Annotated in this window: 21 protein-coding genes and 1 pseudogene; 3 read left to right on the top strand and 19 right to left on the bottom strand. The window is 41.1% G+C overall.

The features are described 5' to 3' along the window. The first annotated feature begins 2 nt into the window (after positions 1 to 2). Positions 3 to 224 (top strand): hypothetical protein, encoded by a 222-nt coding sequence (locus I2F62_RS05690; RefSeq protein WP_324626055.1) that lies wholly within the window; start codon positions 3 to 5, stop codon positions 222 to 224. Beyond that, positions 224 to 1,063 carry a restriction endonuclease gene (locus I2F62_RS05685; protein ID WP_324626054.1) on the top strand — a complete coding sequence of 280 codons (840 nt, stop codon included), beginning with the start codon at positions 224 to 226 and terminating at the stop codon, positions 1,061 to 1,063. The genes I2F62_RS05690 and I2F62_RS05685 overlap by 1 nt, the downstream gene beginning before the upstream one ends. Positions 1,064 to 1,209: 146 nt before the next feature. Here the strand turns inward: I2F62_RS05685 and I2F62_RS05680 are convergent. From I2F62_RS05680 to I2F62_RS05610, 15 genes and pseudogenes are all read right to left on the bottom strand, one after another. Next, positions 1,210 to 1,419 (bottom strand): annotated as a pseudogene (locus I2F62_RS05680) (TIGR02594 family protein); the annotation flags it as partial. Between the two features lie 159 nt (positions 1,420 to 1,578). Further along, entirely contained in the window at positions 1,579 to 1,941 is a 363-nt protein-coding gene (locus I2F62_RS05675) for a hypothetical protein (protein ID WP_324626053.1), read from the bottom strand. Next, positions 1,938 to 2,519: an N-acetylmuramidase family protein gene (locus I2F62_RS05670; protein WP_324626052.1), complete on the bottom strand. Its 582-nt coding sequence runs from the start codon at positions 2,517 to 2,519 to the stop codon at positions 1,938 to 1,940. Before I2F62_RS05670 ends, I2F62_RS05675 begins: the two co-directional genes overlap by 4 nt. Beyond that, complete coding sequence (locus tag I2F62_RS05665; RefSeq protein WP_324626051.1) at positions 2,488 to 2,730, bottom strand: hypothetical protein; 243 nt, start codon at positions 2,728 to 2,730, stop codon at positions 2,488 to 2,490. The genes I2F62_RS05670 and I2F62_RS05665 overlap by 32 nt, the downstream gene beginning before the upstream one ends. Then, positions 2,727 to 3,125, bottom strand: coding sequence for a hypothetical protein (locus I2F62_RS05660; RefSeq protein WP_324626050.1), 399 nt, complete (start codon positions 3,123 to 3,125; stop codon positions 2,727 to 2,729). Before I2F62_RS05660 ends, I2F62_RS05665 begins: the two co-directional genes overlap by 4 nt. 62 nt (positions 3,126 to 3,187) lie before the next feature. Beyond that, positions 3,188 to 3,418, bottom strand: coding sequence for a hypothetical protein (locus tag I2F62_RS05655; protein WP_324626049.1), 231 nt, complete (start codon positions 3,416 to 3,418; stop codon positions 3,188 to 3,190). Continuing rightward, the gene (locus I2F62_RS05650) at positions 3,411 to 5,369 is read right to left on the bottom strand and encodes a hypothetical protein (protein WP_324626048.1); all 1,959 of its coding nucleotides are present in this window, start codon (positions 5,367 to 5,369) and stop codon (positions 3,411 to 3,413) included. The genes I2F62_RS05655 and I2F62_RS05650 overlap by 8 nt, the downstream gene beginning before the upstream one ends. 12 nt (positions 5,370 to 5,381) lie before the next feature. Next, entirely contained in the window at positions 5,382 to 5,783 is a 402-nt protein-coding gene (locus tag I2F62_RS05645; protein WP_324626047.1) for a hypothetical protein, read from the bottom strand. After that, entirely contained in the window at positions 5,780 to 6,094 is a 315-nt protein-coding gene (locus I2F62_RS05640) for a hypothetical protein (RefSeq protein ID WP_324626046.1), read from the bottom strand. Before I2F62_RS05640 ends, I2F62_RS05645 begins: the two co-directional genes overlap by 4 nt. Further along, the gene (locus I2F62_RS05635) at positions 6,091 to 7,374 is read right to left on the bottom strand and encodes a hypothetical protein (RefSeq protein ID WP_324626045.1); all 1,284 of its coding nucleotides are present in this window, start codon (positions 7,372 to 7,374) and stop codon (positions 6,091 to 6,093) included. The genes I2F62_RS05640 and I2F62_RS05635 overlap by 4 nt, the downstream gene beginning before the upstream one ends. Before the next feature lie 41 nt (positions 7,375 to 7,415). Further along, entirely contained in the window at positions 7,416 to 10,985 is a 3,570-nt protein-coding gene (locus tag I2F62_RS05630; RefSeq protein WP_324626044.1) for a hypothetical protein, read from the bottom strand. Continuing rightward, positions 10,975 to 11,397, bottom strand: coding sequence for a hypothetical protein (locus I2F62_RS05625; RefSeq protein WP_324626043.1), 423 nt, complete (start codon positions 11,395 to 11,397; stop codon positions 10,975 to 10,977). Before I2F62_RS05625 ends, I2F62_RS05630 begins: the two co-directional genes overlap by 11 nt. Positions 11,398 to 11,399: 2 nt before the next feature. Beyond that, a complete protein-coding gene (locus I2F62_RS05620) occupies positions 11,400 to 14,966 on the bottom strand; it encodes a tape measure protein (RefSeq protein ID WP_324626042.1) in 3,567 nt (1,188 codons plus the stop codon). Positions 14,967 to 15,421: 455 nt separating this feature from the next. Continuing rightward, on the bottom strand, positions 15,422 to 16,390 hold the full coding sequence (locus tag I2F62_RS05615; protein WP_324626041.1) for a KilA-N domain-containing protein: 969 nt from the start codon (positions 16,388 to 16,390) through the stop codon (positions 15,422 to 15,424). Next, a complete protein-coding gene (locus tag I2F62_RS05610) occupies positions 16,387 to 16,575 on the bottom strand; it encodes a DNA-binding protein (RefSeq protein ID WP_324626040.1) in 189 nt (62 codons plus the stop codon). Before I2F62_RS05610 ends, I2F62_RS05615 begins: the two co-directional genes overlap by 4 nt. Before the next feature lie 116 nt (positions 16,576 to 16,691). Here I2F62_RS05610 and I2F62_RS05605 point away from each other — a divergent pair, with 116 nt between their 5' ends. Then, the gene (locus I2F62_RS05605; RefSeq protein ID WP_324626039.1) at positions 16,692 to 16,994 is read left to right on the top strand and encodes an Arc family DNA-binding protein; all 303 of its coding nucleotides are present in this window, start codon (positions 16,692 to 16,694) and stop codon (positions 16,992 to 16,994) included. A 157-nt stretch (positions 16,995 to 17,151) separates the two neighbouring features. On the opposite strand, the gene I2F62_RS05600 is transcribed toward I2F62_RS05605, so the two are convergent. The 4 genes from I2F62_RS05600 to I2F62_RS05585 form a co-directional block, all read right to left on the bottom strand. Then, positions 17,152 to 17,757, bottom strand: a complete 606-nt coding sequence (locus tag I2F62_RS05600; protein WP_324626038.1) for a hypothetical protein — start codon at positions 17,755 to 17,757, stop codon at positions 17,152 to 17,154. 89 nt (positions 17,758 to 17,846) lie between these two features. Further along, a complete protein-coding gene (locus I2F62_RS05595) occupies positions 17,847 to 18,389 on the bottom strand; it encodes a hypothetical protein (RefSeq protein ID WP_324626037.1) in 543 nt (180 codons plus the stop codon). Between the two features lie 11 nt (positions 18,390 to 18,400). Further along, complete coding sequence (locus I2F62_RS05590) at positions 18,401 to 18,691, bottom strand: hypothetical protein (protein WP_324626036.1); 291 nt, start codon at positions 18,689 to 18,691, stop codon at positions 18,401 to 18,403. A gap of 71 nt (positions 18,692 to 18,762) precedes the next feature. Further along, positions 18,763 to 19,350 carry a hypothetical protein gene (locus I2F62_RS05585; RefSeq protein WP_324626035.1) on the bottom strand — a complete coding sequence of 196 codons (588 nt, stop codon included), beginning with the start codon at positions 19,348 to 19,350 and terminating at the stop codon, positions 18,763 to 18,765. Positions 19,351 to 19,510: the final 160 nt, after the last annotated feature.

The following is a 19,510-nucleotide window of genomic DNA, read 5'->3' as shown; positions in this document are numbered from 1 at the left end:
CCATGCATATATTTAAATTATCAGATAAACAAGTTACGCAAATGCTTATTCCTAAGCGTTTCGTGCCGCCTACTCCGCCTGAATTGATAGGTAAAAATATGGAATATATTTTTGATAGTGAGGACAAGTTTGAATTAACTTATGATGAGCTTGTTGAGATTGTCAGTAAAGCTCGCATGGCTGGGCCTAAGTTAGTTCCGGTTATGGGTACGGTAGGTGACTAATGCAAAAAAACACAGGAAAACCATATGAACATTTTGTTCAATCACTTTATCAAGCGATTCTTACGTCCGAAGTCACCGGATTGGGCGGTCAAAAAAATATTATTGTTGAAACAAATAAATTATTAACAGGAAGCAACGGTGTACAAAGGGAATTTGATATTTACTGGGAATTTACAAAGGGAGCAATCACTTATAGGAATGTTATTGAGTGTAAAGACTATAATAGTAAAATTAAACTTGAAAAAATTGATGCGCTTGATAGTAAATTAAGAGATTTTCCAAATCTAATAGGTATTTTCGCTACCACTAAGGGTTATCAGTCTGGGGCTGAGAAAAAAGCTAAAGATAGAGGTATTGAGCTTCTGATAGTTAGAGAGCAGAACGAAGATGATTGGGTTGATAATAAAGGTACGCCTTTATTAAGAGAAATAATTATCAGCATGAATGCAATTTTACCTGCAAAAATATCAAATTTAGAATTTCAACTTCCTCCAAACACGACTTTACCTAGAGATAATGCTAGGAATGATCAAATTTTAATAAATAATCTGGAAACGGGCGAATCTTACACAGTATTTGATCTGCAATTAAAATTGTTAAAGGATCATAATGGCTTGAAAGGTGAATTTGAAAAAGAGTTTCTGTTTAAGGGTAAAGTGAACTTGCCAGATTCTGAATTTGTAATTCTTGGATTCAAAGTAAACTATACGATTTATAAAATGGCAGTATCAGAAATTAATATTGATTTTTCTAAAAAACTTAAAGGAGTTATTGAATTTTTGAACCAAGGTAAAAAAGCAAAAATCTATGACGAATTTGTGAATTATATTGATAATTAGCCCTTTACTGAGGGCTTTATTTTTGTAATATTTTACCACCATGCGAATAATAATACTCATAAAAACAATGCATTATAGATTTTCATAAGTTTGGCCATATTTAGTACCACGTATGGCCAAAGTAATATTTTACATAATCTAGACAATTAGCGTTCAGTCACTTTTGTTGAAGTAGCTCCACTCAAAACAGGAAAATCATAACGAAACTCAGCTGGCTTACTTGCTTTACCATACCAACGGAATTCTTGAAAATTAGATTCATAATATAGTGCATAACAAACCATATTTGATTGGTTTCCACCAATACAGACTAATTTACCAGTTTTGATATCACGACTAGCAACAAAGCAAACATGGCAAAAGCACACTAGGGTGCTTCCTTTACAATCCTTATAATAGCAGCATGCCGTTGCTGACAATCCACATATTTCCGTCGATCATCAATCATAATCGGCAAAATATCTTTACCCTGCCCAGATTCTAATTTCTGTAAATCTGGGCACGGCATTTTAAGATTAGCTGGTATTACCAGCGGCGTTGACTGCTGACACCCCATCTGAGTCAAAGCAAGTATTGATATAGACAGGACGCTCAACAATTTTTTGTACCGTACGTGTGATTGTTTCGGTTTTGGTTTGTTGTTCTGATTTAAGTGTTTCATAATCTTGACTCACTTTATTTGCCTTGGCATTTGCATTACTTAAAGCCCTTTGTTGGGCCTGTTCGATTGCTTGGATTTTTGCAGCACATTTGGTTTCTGCGCTTTTTAATTTTGAATCTGTTGCATTTAGTAGAAGTAAGCAGGCAATAAGAATAATGGCGAGCAGTACAATGATGCACTCTCGCCAAAATTTGATTGCAAAATAGATGTAAGTCATACCAACCCCTTATAGGCTGCTGCCAGCTTCACGTCATATTGGTTGGCTTTGTAATTTTGACCGTTGTAGCGCAGTGCAAATCCCGCCCAATCCAATTTACGCAAATAATTATCTAGGCCATTTTTTTTGATATAACGACACATTGCTTCTAGTTGAGATGCTTCATCTTTATACATTGCATTCACAAAATCTTGAATTGACGCATAGCCTAAATCTTTCCACCAATAACCCATGATCTGTCCAAGCCCCCAACTTGCAGATTCTAAAGCTGAGGTTCGGTCATATAGTGTTGCAGCGTTCAAACGACCGTGTTGTGCTGAAAATAATCCGTATCCACCTGCGGTTGTATTGCACAAGTCTGGACGCTCTTTCATGGCTTTAGCTGCAATTGCAGACTTTCCATTTGCAATAAGTTGTTTTCGGAAAACATGGCGTTCAAATAGAATCACCGGCGTACCATCAGCATTAAAACCCGACCCTTTACACTCAACTTGCATTACAGCTTGAAGTGCCGCAGTCGGAACATTAATCGCCTTAGCAGCATCATTAATCTGCTGTAGTGTTATCTTTTTCGACATTTTGATCACCTTTTCTATTCATTTGTCTGTCACTTGCGCCAAAATAAAAACTCACAATTGACCCTGCCCAACCCGCGACAAAGCCAAGTGCCGTATTAATCAAATTGCTGTTTTCACGCGGCATTTCGATAAAGAAAAGCCCTACAATAAGCAGGGCTGAAATAATCAAAACGGCATAAGCAAGATATGCGCGTGTGTTATCGTTATTCACTCATTTGCTCCAACAGGTTCAGGTGGTCGTTTTGCAACAACTGAAATATCAGTATCGAGACGAATAAGTTTTGATTCTAAAATCGCCACTTTTTGGTTTGTATTTGCTAGATTTTGGGTTTGCATTGAATTCTGGCTTACGATCCATGTCAGAAACGCAATGATCGAACCACCACCAATTCCCAAAATAAGTTTGCCAAGATTGATTGCCCCCTTCGCTTGTAGCGTTGAATTTTCTAAGTCATCAAGCCGTTTTGCATTAGATTTGCTTTGGTCTTCCTGTGCCCTGTTTACAATTGTTAGCTCTAAAACTTTGTCAGATAGGACTTTCATATCGTTCTGAATTGAGTCTAATTTTTTCTCAATACGTGTACTGTAAGGCTCTATTTCTGCCACGTGATTCCCCAATTTTTGGCAATAAAAAACCGCCCTATTGGACGGCGTTATAAAAAACTCATTTAAACTTCAATTGTGGCAACTGTTCCTGCAAGTGCCGAACGTTTAATTTCGGTACCGGCTACAAACACACGGTTGCCAACACTAAATTGTGTGGAGCTGGTGCACAGTAATAATCCCGTGCCATCGACCACCAAAACTTTGTAGTTCGGATGACTTGCATAGGTAATTGTGCCGATAAATTCAGGCGTTTTTGGCAGTAAATCTAGAAGCTTTTGATATGGATTACTCATTTGTCACAACTCGCTCTACCGCAACTGTTTGAATTACTTTCTCATACGAAAAAGCAATGCTGACACTATCTACAATGCCCCACCACTGACCATCGTATGCAAAGACTTCACCCAATTCACAATGGCCAACGCTTTGTGTAATTGGCATTTGGAACGTATGCATTTCAACTAAGCCAGCTTTGGCCAAAAACGCTTTACCGGCGTTACCAAATGCAGACGGCGCGGTATAAAGCGGATTATTTTGCGTTTCATACTGCGTTGCACCATCTGTACCCGTTTTTAAAACCTTATATGTATCTCCTGTTTTATCGTTGGTCAGCCACACTGAATTATATTCAGGATAGCGCGTGTCATTAATGCCAATATCCACGGCCAAGGATGAAGGCACAATGCGGTCATACTCAGACATTTCTATTGCATCCCAATAGGTTTTCTTATACAGCGTCTTGATGCTTAACGTGTCACTTTCAGGCTCGCTGTAAATAAATCCGCCACCAGCTTCAGCAATCATTTTAATTGCAGCAATCGGGGCTAAATTTGAATATGACAGACTTTGCGCTGGCACAATCCAACCAAGTTCATCAATGAGCTGCCAGTTCAGGGCCAACGTGCTACTCACCCGGTCTAATTCAGCCTGTACCAACTGCACTGACGTACGCTCGTTTTCTTGCAAAAACGTGCGTGTCGGTGATGCTGGCGTATCAAGTAGCGCCGTTGGACTTCGACCTGTGACGGTATAAACACGATTACCAAACTGGATGGACTGCGAGCGATCCTCTACCAACATTCTGTAGTTTTTACCGTTGATGGCCACAACTAAAATAACAGGATTACCATCGCTACTACGTGTCTTATCAATCTGACTATCGGGAACCGTTAAGCTAAAATCCCAACACCACTTAGACCGATCCGAACCCACGCTGCCGCTTAACACATGCACCACTTCGCCAGTATCGGCCCGTGTAACTTGTACATCATTCACAATATGCCACCCCTCAACTGGTGCAATTTGTGGAATACAATCATCGTTGCCAAAATCTAAAATGACATTGTGTGCATCCACATCAATACATAAACATTGAAAATCTAAATCGGTCGAACCGATATAATCGGGCGTGGTTGGTTTTGGCCAAGGTTCAACTTTGTGTTTTCGGTAATAGATTGCCCGGCCTTCATCCCATACCAATGCGCTCGCCGTTATTAGCTCTAAGCCTTTATCAAACTCAAAGACATAATGCTTTTCGATGGCTTTGGCCGCTTCATGCGCGTACGTGAACTGTTTACGCCGATGATCCAACTCAACCCAACTAAGTACAGCATCTTGGTAAGTTTGATTGGTCACATCCCACGGCAATGTCAGACTATTACGAATCGCTTTATCGACCTGCCATGGCACAAAAACAGATTGCTGCAAGCGGTTAGCTTGCTCAAATACAGTTTTAATAGTGTGGCCAAGAGAAATAGTGCGCTCATATTCAACTGAAACACCGCCGCTTAAACCCAAACTGCGGGCAAAAGAAAAGGCGCTGTTATGCGCCTTTAATACTGCTTTTTGCCATGGTATCGCCAAAGGCTGTACGTGCGCCGTGGCTTTTTGATATTCCGTTGTTAAGCTTAAACTTAAACCAAGAATAAAATTAATATCAAAGTTGGCTTGTGTTTCACTGATACAAGACAAATCGACATAGGCATTTAACGTGCCTGAGACAATAGTTTTGCCGTCCGTTAATTCAGCCAAAACACCTAAATTAACACTTGTTTCAAGTTGACCAGCATTAACATCAATTGCCTGACTTTCGCTTAAAACACTCAAATCGATGTAGGATTCAAGCGTTCCTGTTGTAACAACCGTGGCATCGTCTTTAAATTCTAAATCTGTTGAACCTGTAGCAAGTTCTTCAAAATTTAAAATGATATGTAAGCTGTCTAAGTCATCTGGTATAACACCCACATTGCACCCTCCTTAGCCACCTAAATTGGGTTTAAGCTTAATTGATGTTAGATTTAAAGCACCACCTACAGCCAACTCTGTATTTGCAATTAAAATATCGCTACCTACCGCAAAATCCATGACAGCAAGCCCATTACCGTTATACAGACGTGCCCAAACTACCGTGCCTGCTTGTTTCACCATCGCCGTGTCTGTTGGCTTTAAATCAATACTGTCAGCATTAACCTGTTTTAATGAAGGCTTTGGCAATGAAAGCGTGACTAATGCTTTGCTGTCATTTGCCGCCGCGTCTGTGCTTGTTGGTTTGCTATCGCTATAAAAAACAAGGGTAGCGAAATTGCTACCCTGGTCGATGAATGCGGACAATGATGTAAGCATCGCTAAACTTGCGCTAAGGCTTGGAAGTGTACTCATTTTGGCACCACCATATCTTGAATAACGGCGTTGTATTTTTTGGCAGAGTCAAAAGCAACTACAAAACACACCACATCTTTATTTAAGCCGTTGATCGAATAATTACCATTGCTGTCAGGCTTTCTTAATGCAACCAACTGTAAATCTGACTTCCTAAAAACAGCAACGGTTGCATTTTGATAATTACTACCTAATTTTTTAACTGTTCCTGCTATTTTACGCGGTGTATTGTCAGGGCCAAAGTTATATGTATAGCTTACATCCATTAGATTTGATGAGCGCATTGCCATTCTTGATGCTGGTTTTGTCATTCCATCTCACCCAAATAAAAGTAACAACCACCCGCTCCACTCTGCCCGGATTGAATCACGATTGAATCTGACACATACATAGAACTGTCTGCAAGCATTGGGGTTGAAGTTGTTAGTGTTAGCGCATTACCAGCATAATAAACATGCATCAATGTTCCTCTTAGGTATTTTGATGCGTCATAAAATGGTATTTGCAGTGCTGCAATATTATTTGCACTGTAAATTGCTGATTTTCCTGTTTTACCGTCAGGAATGATTGAATAGGCCACATCATTCGATTGTATTGGGTTTGCTGAATTGCATTTAGGAACATAAAACTTACTAGCTATGGATTTATCCGAGCTAATCGGTGTACCACCAACATCACCTGCAGAAAAATCATAATTTGAATTTGTTGCTGTATCGAGTATCGACATTAAAAACCAGCTTGGTACAACCAGGTCACTTAATGTCGCATCATATAAACCGCAACCACTCAAAACTTTATGACTATCGGCAGGAGTCATTTCATTTAACAAGTAAAATGCTTTTACATTTCCACACAGTGTAAACTTTCTCACCCCACTACCCGGTGCGCTTGAATCACTTCCAGACGCATACGCATTAGTAGATCGCGCCCAATACCATTTCGCCCGTCCTCTTGTCACACCTGCCCCTGTCCCTGAAATCGTCCAATTTTTATCGGGGTCTTTTGGATCAAAAGGCAATTGCAAAACATTCGGATCATTTACATCATCGATATCGTCCATACTTTCAAGCAAACCAACCATCGCATATTTTGCATAGCTATCATTATAAACACTTGCACCATCGGCGCTTGCGCGGCTTTCATCAACTCGAATGTAAGGATGCTGTGCTGTCGGGTTTAATGCACGATAAACACGCTTTGTATTTGCAGTAAAGATGATTTCATAGCCTAACGGAGATAATTTAGCAGTCCCGACACTGATTGCCGACTGTGCACTTAAATTAGAACTAAGCGTTAATTGCGTTGTTGTCGGCACACCAACAATGCGATATTTCCCATTCATTGCACTAGGGCTAAAGCCTGCAAGTGTCACGCATTGAAAAAGTAAACACGTATGTGCTGCATTAAAATTAACGGTAATATTCCCGCCTGCCTCAACACTCGCGCTTGTAATTGTGGGTAATATCACGCCATTAACCAAACAAGCATCTAGCAGCTTGATCATGCAGCCCCAATCATTGGTTAATTGTGGGCAAAGGGTATTTAGGTGACTAAAGAACTGAACGTCTGTTTCTGCTGCCATATCTTTCATCCAATAAAAAGCCCACATTACGTGGGCATAAGTCAAATTATTTAAACAACTCGGTCAATATCACCAATCAGCATCAATTGAGCCGAATCGGAAATGGTGGTTGGTTCGGAAGGTTTCACGGTACGAATACACCAAATTGGGTAAGTTGCCGCTTTGGTATCAAACCGCAGTACATTGCCTGTTGCCCAACCAGCACCCCAGCCCAATGCTTTGATTGTGAAATACGGCGCATTGGTCACTGGGTTCATTGGCGCGCAATCATCATTAATGGTACCTGTGGCAATTTGACCGCTGTACTCACCCACAACTCGAAAGCTTGTGCCGCTTGTAAAAACAACCGCCCAACGCTCTTGAATGGCACCATTGTTCGTCACAATCAGTGGATACAGCGTATCGTTGTAATTGGCCGAAATACTGCCATTTGTTGCGCTGTCGTTGAAAACATTGTTCCAAGTCGCATCCACAAACTTTCCGGTATAACGCGCATACATGTCGCCAATCACCAGACCTGAACCCACCACCGAATCGGCGGCAGTGTATTTATGTGTCACCGGCTTATTTAAAGTGATCTGCCCATTGATCTGCACATCACTCACTACACCCATGTCGTGATAGCGATACGAAGCCGACAACGGCGCAACCAACGAACCGAGCGCAAAGTCACCGCTTAAAGTAAATTTGCCGTAGTCGTAGTCCACCGTATACATAGACGTATCAAGCTTTGTGCCTTTTGAATCCTCAAGCTCGCAATAGGAAATACGCTGGTCATCTAAAGCATAGGTCTTGCCTGCAATGTAGTCTGGCAACGTGAACGATTTAGACGAGCTAATCACCGCAATATCGCCAGTTCGGAAAATTGGCACACGGCCATCGGTCGGTAAACGCGTTGCCGATAAGCCCAAAATGCTCTCATCAAGTGGAATTGAGCTATAGCCCACGGCGTTATAGACAATTGAGTCAGATAAAACCCAAATCGGCACATTAATGTAGGTTTTGCTATTTTCGCTATATTCATAGCGCTGGTCATACCAGTCATAAGCTTCAATCGTGGCGCGGTTACTTTCGGTAATTTGGGTTTTTGTACGAAATGTAATTTCACCCATGCCGTAATCCCAATTGAACCAACCGGATGCGGTTTCAGTATCAATCTTGCCATCAGTGCCCGGTATCACCGAGATGGTACCGCCGTCCGCCTTAGTTGCACGAATCGTCACCGACTCGGGGCGAAGCGGCATAACACTCGAGCGAAATCCAATGTGTGATGTAACCAGTTTATCCATCGTGGTCACAAGGGCTTGCAGGCTTGTGCTGTTATCTGCACCGCTATTCCATGAACTGATTTTTACCAGTCCGTTTGAATACTGCACTGTGCCGGCATAAGTTCCTGCGCCAGTTGTAACGTCAGGGTCACGATACAACAATCCTCCTCGATCTAAATATACAGAACCACCGAGTAAAAAGCGGATAGAACCACTTAGCATGGTTTCTGCATACCCTTCGGTTAAGTCAATTTGAAATGTTGTGCCGGTTGTTGTTTCACTACCATTGGTCGCATTAGACGTATCACGATATTTCACAGACACCGTAAACACATCACTTAACGGCGTTTCAGTGGTTTTAAATTTCAGTGTGTTTGCTACTTCTGGGCGTTCTGCAGAAACAAACTGATAGACGATCATTGATTTAAACGCACCCACTGACGGGCTTAATTTAATGCTGCGGTCGCTATAGTTAATTGTTCCCTGTACTTGGCCAGTATCGGTCCGCACAAGATTGCCTTGTGTGCTACTAGTGGGAACATCCTTATAGTTCAATGTATGAACTGTACCTGACGCATTCGCATCATCAATCACATAGCCACTAAACGATGCCGCAATTGCAACACTATTGGGTTTAATTGCGCCTGTTCCATCAATGCTAATTTCCGATCCTACCGTTCCGTTGCCTTCAAACGTGGCTTTCTGGCCTTTTTGATAAGCAATATTGAACGTGGTACCACCGTTTGGCAATTGGTTGGGCATAAATTTCGCGGTACTTGCACCGTAATCGATGCTGCCAGTTGCATCACCGGTAAAATTACCTGTGCCATCATCGGTTGCGGTTTTTGTTACGCCGTTATAGAGCCAAGTCACCACAAGAGAGCCTGCGGCAATATTGTCAGCACTAAACGTAAGATCAAGATACGCTTTAGAAATTGGCATATCTGCACGTGAATACAAATGCAGATTTTCTCCCCAAGTGATTAAAATGCCTGAACCTACATCGGGTAATGCACCGCATGTTAAAAGCATAGTGCCAGTTTCATAGCTAATGGTGCCGGTACCAAAATCGCTACTTGTGCCCATCAGCGCACCTGAGCCGTTATCCCAAAGCGTATACACCTTGCCCAAAGCCACATAAGAGACTTTAAGCGATTTTGGCGAAGGAATGGGCGCTAAAGTTTGAATCCAGTTGAGTGAGCGATTGTCCTTTGTGACTTGAATCAAAAGTGTTTCTTGTGGGCGTGACGGTGTGGCCGCCGGCTGAAACACAAAATCAATGTTTGCTGTGCCTGTGCCGGCATTACTCGTCCAGTTGATTAATCCGTATTGATAGTTGATCGTACCAAATACAGTACCACTTGAATCAACTAGCTGCCCGCCCTTATCAGTTAGTTTTGCTTGAAAAACAGTACAACTAAAGCTGTTTGGCAGAACGGCGCAGCCAATGTAACAAGCTTGAGTTGTACTGACATCAACCGATCGAGTCACGGTAATTGCATTGGTGTTTGATGCAACCAAAGAAATGCTTTCACCCGATGCACTGACATCAACAACTGGAATTTCAGTTTCAGCGCTCGGAATAATTTGAATATAAGCACTATCACCGGTAATAACCGTATCACCCACGGCGGCATCTTCAGACATATTCACCGATGCATAGTACTTACCTGTGTCGGCGACCAGGGTTTCACGTAATAGCGTTTGTGATGTTGCTCCGTTGTACCAGTCTTTCGCCGACAGCCCGACAAAATCACCCTCAAGCGCCGTCTGGGTTGTATATGTTGCAATTTGATATTCAACTTCTTTTTGATCGATCACCATTTTAGCAATACGTGTTGTAACCGCGGTTACACGTACAAACTGAATCGCTTGTGTGCTTTTACCTTCATTTTGTGCCAATACCAGTGTTGTACCTACCGTGTAAGCGGTTTCAGAGGTAAACAACGCAGTTTGAATTTGCTTCATGCCTTTATATGCCGTGTCGAGCAAGGTCCCTGCCGCTTGACCACCTTTCGCCAAATAGTTTTCTACACGGTTTTGTGCGCTACTACGTTTATCTGTCCAGTCTTTGGTAGAAAACAGGCTCACAGACACATTTGGATCGGCAGGGTTTTTAGCGATATATGCCACTGCACCCATGAGTTTATCGGTGTCATTGGTATTTACCGCAGGAAAACACTTACGCATCGACACATCACCCATGGTGCGGTCGAGTACAGAAATATCATCAAACAGGTTATTGCTATCACCGTCTTTGATTTGTTGACCATTGTACTGGCCACCGCCGTCATCGGTGTCGGTGTTACGCTGTGCGCCGTAAATGACGAGGTTATTTGTTTCAATTGGCATCGCGTGTGAACTCCAACAAACGCAAAGTTACGTTGTAATAATCATCTTCCGACACGGTCGGAAATTCTTTCACCGGTGTTGCTTCAAACGCCGTGTTTTCGTGGTTAAAAATCACTTTGAATGAGCGTGTATCGTGTGGGTAAGTAAACTGCAGTGTGAATTGCTCGGCTTGAGCAATTGACCAATCGTGAAGCTGGTTTAAATATTTGCGTTGGATCCAGCCTTGCGATGCATCTTTAGATAACAACGTAATCGGGCGACCGCCTTTCTTCTTACCTTCTTGCACGATAGGTGTACCGTCAACGGCGTAATCAAGCTGCTGTTTAATCGGTTGCCAATCAAATTCATCAGACCATAAAAAACCGTCCTCTAAATGGACGGTTTCGCCTGTTTTAATGCGGGTTAAATTCATGTTTAAGAACTCCTTTTATGTCGTCCAAGTTGCCCTAAGATGCTTTCAAGCGTGTCTGCCTGTGTCGCTGGAGTTGTTATTGGTACGCTCTGTCCGTCAGGGCCTTCCAGTTTGATGGTTTTGGTTGGCCCTGCCGAGCTTGTGGCATTCGATGCAGCAGCGGTGGCCGCTTCGGTTGATGCTTTGCTTTGCATCAAATTGTCGCGGTATTTCTCTAGCTGTTCATCAATATAGGCCGTGTTCGACATGTTCGGCCCAAAAGTATCAGCAGCTGCAATGCCTTGCCGCGCGTAATAGCTAAGACTTGCTCTGGTTGCTCCAAGTGCGCCACCGCCTTTGGATTGGTCATAAAGCTTTTTAGACATTTCATACGCTTGTGTGTCGCTATAGCCAATATCTTTCAGCTTTTGTTCAACATTCTCCTTGGTGTACCAAAGTCCACTAACGCTACCGCCGGTGCTTGAAGATGAGTCGCTACTGCCACCACCTTTTTTGTCCATTGCGCTTTTTGCGCCATCGACACGGTCTGCTGCGTCTTCCCATGCCGATGCTGCACGGTCTGCATCGGTTTCGGCTTGATCACCAAGGGATGAGAAGCTTTGGGCGGTGGAATTTGCAGATGCAGAAACGTCATTTAACGATGAAACAGAGGCTTTTCCGAATTCATCAACTTTGGAGGTTAAACCGTTAATGGCCAGTTGGTTTTCATACCAAGCAATCTTGCCACGGTCACCTGAAGCATAGATTTGATCAGCCATATTGATTAACGCTTGCTTCAACTGTGCTGCTGTAGCCTTACCACTGCTTTGCATTTTGTTAAATGCATCAATATAACCTTGAGACGTAACTTTAGCTTGCTCACTGGTTTGTACGCCTAACTTTTTATAAGCTTCAGCCACGGAATTAATGCCAGGTAAAGATGCATCGGTTGCTGCTTTAACATCAATCATTTTCTGATCTATTTGTTGAAGCAAACCATCAGTTACCTTTTCACCCAATTCGCCACGCAAGCCCTTAACTTTGTTTTTTAACCCCTCTAGCTCAGACTGGTTTGTTGCTGTGTTAATTGCATTACCTAGGCTTGAGCCTAATAAACGCCCAGTATCTACGCCGTCCGCCTTGAGTTTATCCAAATCACCAATTAGCAAATTGGTATCGTTGCTGGCCGAAACAAAGGCTTTGGTTGACTTGCCTTGCAATTCCTCATAGCTAATACCTGTGCGTTTAATGGCTTGGTCTAAAACAGCACCATGCACCATTGCAGCACCTTGAATGGTGTTGTTGTACTGGGTTTGAAGTGAACTAACCTTTGCTTGAGTTGCTGCAATACCATCTTTATATTTTTGGCTTTGTGCAACCCAATCGTTATACGATAAATTAGATGATGCTTTGTTCCAATCGTTATACGCCTGTTGCTTTTGCTTTAACTCAGCATTGGTTTTATCCATCTCATTTTGAATTTTTGCCCCAACTGTTGAAAAGTTGGTCTCAAATACAACAAGATCTTGACCATCTAGCGCACCTGATAAGGCTTTTTTAACTTGCTCCCCTGTTGCCTTGCCTTGCGCCTGTAATGCCATAAGCGCAGTAATGCCATTATTAATGCCCGTTGTGCTATCAAAACTAAAAGCTTCTGCAACACCTTTTAATGCTTCAGTGACTTTTGTTCCCGATTGTACTTGCTGATCAAAGTTTGCAACCACCTTTTTAGATGCATCATTTAGACCTAAAGCCGCATTTTTTGCCAATTCGGCCGCAGCAGCATCACGGCGTTTCGTTGCCGCAGCTTCTTCAGCTGCTACTTTGCTTCTTTTTTGTTGTGCAGCAAGTTCCGCTTCGGCTTCTTCAACAGTCTTTAATCCTTGGCGATGTAAAGCAAACTTAGCAACTGATTCTCCTAGCCAATTACCTGTTTCTTTTAGACTATCTACTATAGCTTTACCGCCTAAGACAACACCCCCTGCAACAGCGCCATAAGTACCCAATCTGCCTAAAAACCCAGCTACTCTACCAGTTACACTTGTAAAGGTAGGGGCTAACCCTGATGTGCTTTGTGAAACTTGATTATGCGCTGCCGCCGCTACCTTTGCAGCATTTGCATTGGCTAAGTTGGCAGCAGTATTAGCAACAATCGCTTGTGTTTCGGTTGCCAAGGCAACTTTAGCCATATTTGCAGCATTTGCTTTAGCCATAAGCGATTGAGCAATATCAATTGCTTTATAGGCAATCGCGGCTTCTGCTGCAATTTTTAAAACACTGGCCAATGTTCCAAGGTTTTCAGAAATAAGCTGAATAGCTTTTGCCACATTTGCACTAATTCCGTAAGTCTTATCTAGCTCACCTAGATATACCGCCCATGATGTTTTTAGGTTGTTGGTTGCGGTACCTATCGTTAAAGGAAATTTGGCAAATTCCGAATTTAACTTATTGGCTTGGCTTAGAAATGCAGGCAACCAAACATTTGTTGTCAGTTGGCCAGCATCAGCCATATTCTTAAGCTGCCCTGTAGACACCCCCAAACCATCTGCAATGGCCTGCATGATTCTTGGTGTACCTTCAAATACAGAGTTAAATTCCTCTCCGCGCAAAACACCTGTAGATAATGACTGGCCTAGTTGGTACAACGATGCTTCAGTTGCTTGCGCCGTGCTGCCACTAATTTGTGTAGCCTTGTTTAAGCTTTCGGTAATCTGCAATACATCTTGCTGATTTACTTTAAGCTGCTTGGTGCCATTATTTGAGTAACTAAATAGTTCCTGCTGAACCTTATTTAAATCTTGAGCAGCCTTGGTAATCTTGGTGTATAGCGTTCCAGTGGCTTCTAGGTCTGAATTTGTCTTAAGCGCAATATTTACAACGTCAGACATGGCTTGACTTAAGTTGCCATGTTCGCCAATTGCAATTTGGACACGTGAACTTAAGTTTTTGTAAGCGTCCGCTGTTTGCAAAAGCTCATTTGCCGTTACGCCCAAACCTAGTGCAGCAAGTGATGCTTTTAATACGTTAAACCCTGATTCTGCTATCTGTGCACCTTTAGCTGCTTGATTGGCAGATGTTCCTATTTTGTTTAATTCATTATTTGCATTAGAAGCGACTGTTTGAAATTCCTGAAATGCTGCGTGTGTTTGATCAATACTTAGCTCTAATTGCTGGACTCGCTGTCTTGCTAACTCAATATCTTTTGGTGACGCACTTGTTTTAGTAAATTCAGCTAAATTATTTTTCGCCTCTATCAAATCTCTATCAATCTGTACGAGTGCTTGATTACCTTTGGCGCCGAGTGTCTCGAAATTTTTCGCAGCGACCACAGCGTCACTTCCAGACTCCGTGATAATTCTTGATGCTTCTTTTAGGGATTGAGTTAAAGCATGAACTAAGGTTTCAGTACCCTGTGGAATGATATTACCAATTTGCTCGGTTGCCTTTGCTGTAGATGCACGTAATTTTTCAGCTTCCTGCTTGATTGACTCAAATACAGATTTTGCGGTTGCTTCAGACTGCTTTGTATTGGTCACAAAGCTTTTAACATCAGCATCCATTACAAGTTTAAAAACTAAATCTTTAGCCATGATTTTCTCGAATTTTAGGTAATAAAAAACCGACCATTTGAAGGTCGGTTTTAAGTGCGCTTTGTTTTTGCAATATTTATCATTTAATGCATTCCTAAATAGAATTTCGCACACTGAATTAAAAACGAAACAATCATGATAAATGCAGTGATAAGTGCGATATGCCAAAACACCTTTACAAAACTATCGGGTTTTAAGTTCATAGCTTCCATAACTACTCCTAGAAACTTGAAAGAAAATTTGTTATCTTTAGACATAGATTGCTAATGTCTCCTAACTCTTTAGGTTGATATTAAAAAACCCCGATATTTGCCGTATCGGGGTTTTTCTTTGGGTGTTATTAAATCTTAGAATCCAAAAACAGGGATTGAAAGAAAACGTATTTGTAAGAGAGGCTCTTACAAAATTTTGGCAATAAAAAACCCACTCGAAAGTGGGTTTTGATTCATTTAAAACTACTTATCCAAATACCATTCCAAGGTATGCACTGGATGGCCACCAACACGATCGTAGTGAGTCATGCCATTGTTTAGAGCAATTCTGTTCAAAACGTTCGCATGGCAAACTGCTTCTTGGGCATAGCCAATGACCTGTGCGGCATATTCACTTCTTAACAGCCTTAATGCTGGATAAACGTCATCTTTAATAATTTTGGCTAACTTCGGCACATACCACATTAAGAACTGAACATTCACATCTTGCCAAGGTTGTGAGGTTTGATTAACACCACCTTCATTTCTTGATTCAGTTTCTTTCTTAGCCTTCAAATCCATAACTTCTAAATAATGTTTAGCATCTTCAAAATGAAAAGCCTTTAACTCACGATAGCTTGCAGAATATTTAAAGTGATTCTTTAAACGACTCCACATTTGCACAATTAGGTTTTTATTCCCTGCTGCACGTGTGTGAACAATGTTGTAAAGAATGCCTGCTTGGTCTGGTGAAATGGTTTGCTTGTCATTAAGCAGCCACTCCATCACCAAAGAGTCATAAGCACGAATCACTTGTAAATGAAACTTTGCAGAAATCCACATTGCGTATGAGTAAACGAGTTCTTTAACAACGTATGTGCCGTTATTTTTACCATCGTTTATTTTTCCAATTGCGGGGGTCTGCAAATTTGCAGATGCCCCATTACTTGGATTCTCAATTTCTAAAACTAAGTCTTTTGTTTGTTGATTACGAATAAAGTAAGCAGGCTGATGTTTCTTGTCGCTGCCACTCGCCTTATGCAAATCATTCAAGCAATAACGTCCTTCGTCATCTTGGCGAATTGAGAAGCCACCCAGTACTAAAGGTTGAGCATTTGTGTTGAATTGGTTTTGTGTTAAACTTGTCATGTTACTTTTCCTATTTAGTGACAATTCAATCAAGCTCCGCATCCGCCAAGATTCAGGGGCTTTTTTGTTGTCTGTTAATTTCATGCTTTCGCACTCTCTATTGCTTCTTTCATTTGTTTTACTGCGTGATTAATTAAATAATTCACTGGTCGCTCATATTCACACCCTAGATCTTTAAGCCAATTTAGTAAGTCTGGATCAATTCTAAGGTTATATTGAACCTTAGCGTGGGTTGCTCTGCCTTTTTTTGGCTTGGTAGGTAATTCCACTTAAACATCCTATCAATCGGGTATAATTAATAGTAGTATTGATCGGGTAGTATTGTCAATACCCGATTAATAGAATTATTATGTATTGAGTTATAACTCAATTTATAAGGTTTCTAATGAGTAGTGATAGCGGTCACTTAACAACGCAATACAATCTTCGCTGGTCGGATGATTTAAAAAGTAAAATAGCTGAGTCTGCAAAATCTCATAACCGCTCAATGAATGCGGACATTATTGCTCGCCTAGAACAAAGCTTTGTGTACAACGCAGCACTTCCAAAAATTCTAGATGACCAAATCATAAATACACTGGACTCTTTACAGAATTTAAAAAGCCTATTTGGGATAATTAAAAACCTACAAGAGCAAGTGGAAAAACAGAATGAGTTGTTAGAGCAATTTCAAAATAAAATAGACTAACTATTTAATAGCTAAACAAACCCTTTACTAGGCGCATCAAACAAGTCCATTTCAGGCTCTTCGAGTATATCTTCATGCGGTAAGCTTCAAAGCATCAATCCGATCTTGAGATTTAACTTTGCCGTTATGGTAGAACACTCTCGAATAAAAAAGCACCCTAGGGTGCTTCTTCTAACATTGTTTGGCAGTGCCGACATTTAATAGCCGATTTACTCACCTGATTGCCGCAACTCGAACAAGTCGTAAGTTGCTCCTCATTGATTACAGGTGTAAATGCCGTATCGCTCACTAATATGCTTTTCGACTGTTCTTGCTTTAGCTGCTTCGCATCTTCTGCTATTTGCTTGGTTAGCTGTGCAACTTCCGTCTTTCCAGCCGATATTGTTTTAAAATTTGGTGGTAAAAAGGTTGTTCCACATTTTAAACATAGCCACGAATTAGCATATTCATGCAGCTTTTCTTTGCCGCTAAATCTAATATGGTTAAACAACTTAATTACGGCGTAAGTTGCCAAACCAAGTAGCACAGCACCAACAATAAAAGAACCGACACCCTTAAGAAAACTTGGCGCTGAAAATGCACTTAGCACAATTCCAGTAAGCGGAATCCATACAAAAAAGATCAACGCAAATAAACCAAGTTTCGGCAATTGGCTTATTTTAGGCGGTTGGCAATTGGCAGCTAATAGCGATTGTGATGATGTGCTACCACCACCCACACCCAAAGAAATATTTCCTGATGTGGAAATACCAACACCCTTCATGCTGGATTTTCCATTTCTTGTGCCCGACATGTACACCATTTGGAATGTTTTGGTGTTTCCTGAATTACAGCTAGGACAATTCATAATATTTACGTCCCACTTGCAGATTTACAGTATGACAATATCTTATTTGCTTCAGCCATCACTTGATCGCTGGAAGATTGGTTTAGGCTTGCTTCTGTTTCCTTGTTTTGCATAAAAGATAAATAAGAGTCGATAGTTTTATCGTAAGCTAAAAGTAATGTGTCTTTAGACATGCTATCGCAATCACTTGAAGTTACTTTCTCGCTTAATTCACGCTTAATTTGCTGTAAACCATCAACAGATTGATTAAGATTAATTCTTGCTGTTGCCCCAGCTACTTTGATTGCATCTTGCCATTTTTCATTGATTTTTTCGTAAAAGGTAGCATCTTCAACTGTTAGTTTTGCAGACTGAATCAGTTTGAGTGCATCCTGATCTCGTAAATCAATTTTGGATTTTAATTCAGAAACCTTAACAGACATAAGTTGCTGCTTCTCATAATCCGCCATTTTCTGAGCATATTCGGCTTTGCTGGCTTGGCTAGATTTATAAGAATAGAAGCCAAGGCCCGACACAATAATAACGACTGCAATAATGATATATTTCATTTTCCACACCCTCACGAATAATTAGAGGTAATTTTAAAAATCTTACCTTGTGAGATGTAGACCTTATAAATCATGGTTTCAATCGAAAACGTGTAGACTTCAGCTCTAAACGAATAACCGCGATTATTTTGCACCCACTCAATTGCTGGGCTTTGGTGTGCACGCATTTTATTCAGCAATTCCGCCTCTGTATCACCAATCCGAACTAGCGCACCTGAAGTAGAATAGAATGAATCGGTGTCGCCAATTGCAAACGCCGAACTAGAAATAAGTAGAGCTAAACACATTAATATTTTTTTCATTAGAATCACTTTTATAGGCATTTCATACATATACTAATAAAAGCCGTAATGTTAATCAATGTAACAACTCATTAACGCTCTGTAATATTTAGACTATCCACATAACGCTCTACACCTTTTTTATCGGCATGTTGTGCTACACGCATGGTATTTAAATCGCCCAGCGCTTCATTTTTTTGCTGTTTAATGCATGCCGAAACGTACTTTTTAAATGTGCCATAGCTCATATTCATGATGCTTTCATGCGAATGGCCATACCGCACCAACAATTGAAATAAATCAAACCACGATGATTCATCGGATGTACTTTGCTGATTACGGCGACCACGCGAAGATTTTTGTTTTTCAGCTTGCTCGTGGAAAAAAGCTTCATTTACTGTCAGCACTAATTTGAGTGCCGGAAGAATGCAATCCAACATCAATTGCTCAGGAATGTCCGTCACTATGGACACTAGTTGCAAGCATTGAATTGGTGCTTGTTCAAACAATGACTGTAAAAATTCATCTGAATAATTTTTAGTGTCCACCAAGTTTTTAACCTCTTCAGCAACACTAAGCCACAAATCAAAGTCTTTTACTTGCACTTGTCGTACTTCAAAGTCTTGATTGTTGTAGTTCAGCGTTAAAGTGGCATTCTTGGCCAAGAAAAAATCATTCATGATAAATCCTAAAAACAGGCATAAAAAAAGACGCTTATGCGCCGTTCCTATGCCTGCTTATTTGTTGTTTAGACTGTGAAGCGCTCAATTACACCAAACGGCCCAAGTTCGGCATTGTTGGATTTTGATGAATCTGCCAATGCATCACCGGTCAAATCGT

It is taken from the genome of Acinetobacter sp. MD2(2019) (assembly GCF_035615615.1).
Lineage (GTDB): Bacteria > Pseudomonadota > Gammaproteobacteria > Pseudomonadales > Moraxellaceae > Acinetobacter.
This window is presented reverse-complemented; position numbering and strand designations above follow the sequence as displayed.

Bases quoted from the DNA above. Each gene is read 5' to 3' on its own strand.
- I2F62_RS05625 (WP_324626043.1), bottom strand. From the start codon at position 11,397: ATGAATTTAACCCGCATTAAAACAGGCGAAACCGTCCATTTAGAGGAC.
- I2F62_RS05655 (WP_324626049.1), bottom strand. From the start codon at position 3,418: ATGAGTAATCCATATCAAAAGCTTCTAGATTTACTGCCAAAAACGCCT.
- I2F62_RS05690 (WP_324626055.1), top strand. From the start codon at position 3: ATGCATATATTTAAATTATCAGATAAACAAGTTACGCAAATGCTTATT.
- I2F62_RS05585 (WP_324626035.1), bottom strand. From the start codon at position 19,350: ATGAATGATTTTTTCTTGGCCAAGAATGCCACTTTAACGCTGAACTAC.
- I2F62_RS05590 (WP_324626036.1), bottom strand. From the start codon at position 18,691: ATGAAAAAAATATTAATGTGTTTAGCTCTACTTATTTCTAGTTCGGCG.
- I2F62_RS05685 (WP_324626054.1), top strand. From the start codon at position 224: ATGCAAAAAAACACAGGAAAACCATATGAACATTTTGTTCAATCACTT.
- I2F62_RS05635 (WP_324626045.1), bottom strand. From the start codon at position 7,374: ATGAAAGATATGGCAGCAGAAACAGACGTTCAGTTCTTTAGTCACCTA.
- I2F62_RS05605 (WP_324626039.1), top strand. From the start codon at position 16,692: ATGAGTAGTGATAGCGGTCACTTAACAACGCAATACAATCTTCGCTGG.
- I2F62_RS05620 (WP_324626042.1), bottom strand. From the start codon at position 14,966: ATGGCTAAAGATTTAGTTTTTAAACTTGTAATGGATGCTGATGTTAAA.
- I2F62_RS05640 (WP_324626046.1), bottom strand. From the start codon at position 6,094: ATGACAAAACCAGCATCAAGAATGGCAATGCGCTCATCAAATCTAATG.
- I2F62_RS05615 (WP_324626041.1), bottom strand. From the start codon at position 16,390: ATGAAATTAACAGACAACAAAAAAGCCCCTGAATCTTGGCGGATGCGG.
- I2F62_RS05645 (WP_324626047.1), bottom strand. From the start codon at position 5,783: ATGAGTACACTTCCAAGCCTTAGCGCAAGTTTAGCGATGCTTACATCA.
- I2F62_RS05600 (WP_324626038.1), bottom strand. From the start codon at position 17,757: ATGAAGGGTGTTGGTATTTCCACATCAGGAAATATTTCTTTGGGTGTG.
- I2F62_RS05595 (WP_324626037.1), bottom strand. From the start codon at position 18,389: ATGAAATATATCATTATTGCAGTCGTTATTATTGTGTCGGGCCTTGGC.
- I2F62_RS05675 (WP_324626053.1), bottom strand. From the start codon at position 1,941: ATGACTTACATCTATTTTGCAATCAAATTTTGGCGAGAGTGCATCATT.
- I2F62_RS05630 (WP_324626044.1), bottom strand. From the start codon at position 10,985: ATGCCAATTGAAACAAATAACCTCGTCATTTACGGCGCACAGCGTAAC.
- I2F62_RS05670 (WP_324626052.1), bottom strand. From the start codon at position 2,519: ATGTCGAAAAAGATAACACTACAGCAGATTAATGATGCTGCTAAGGCG.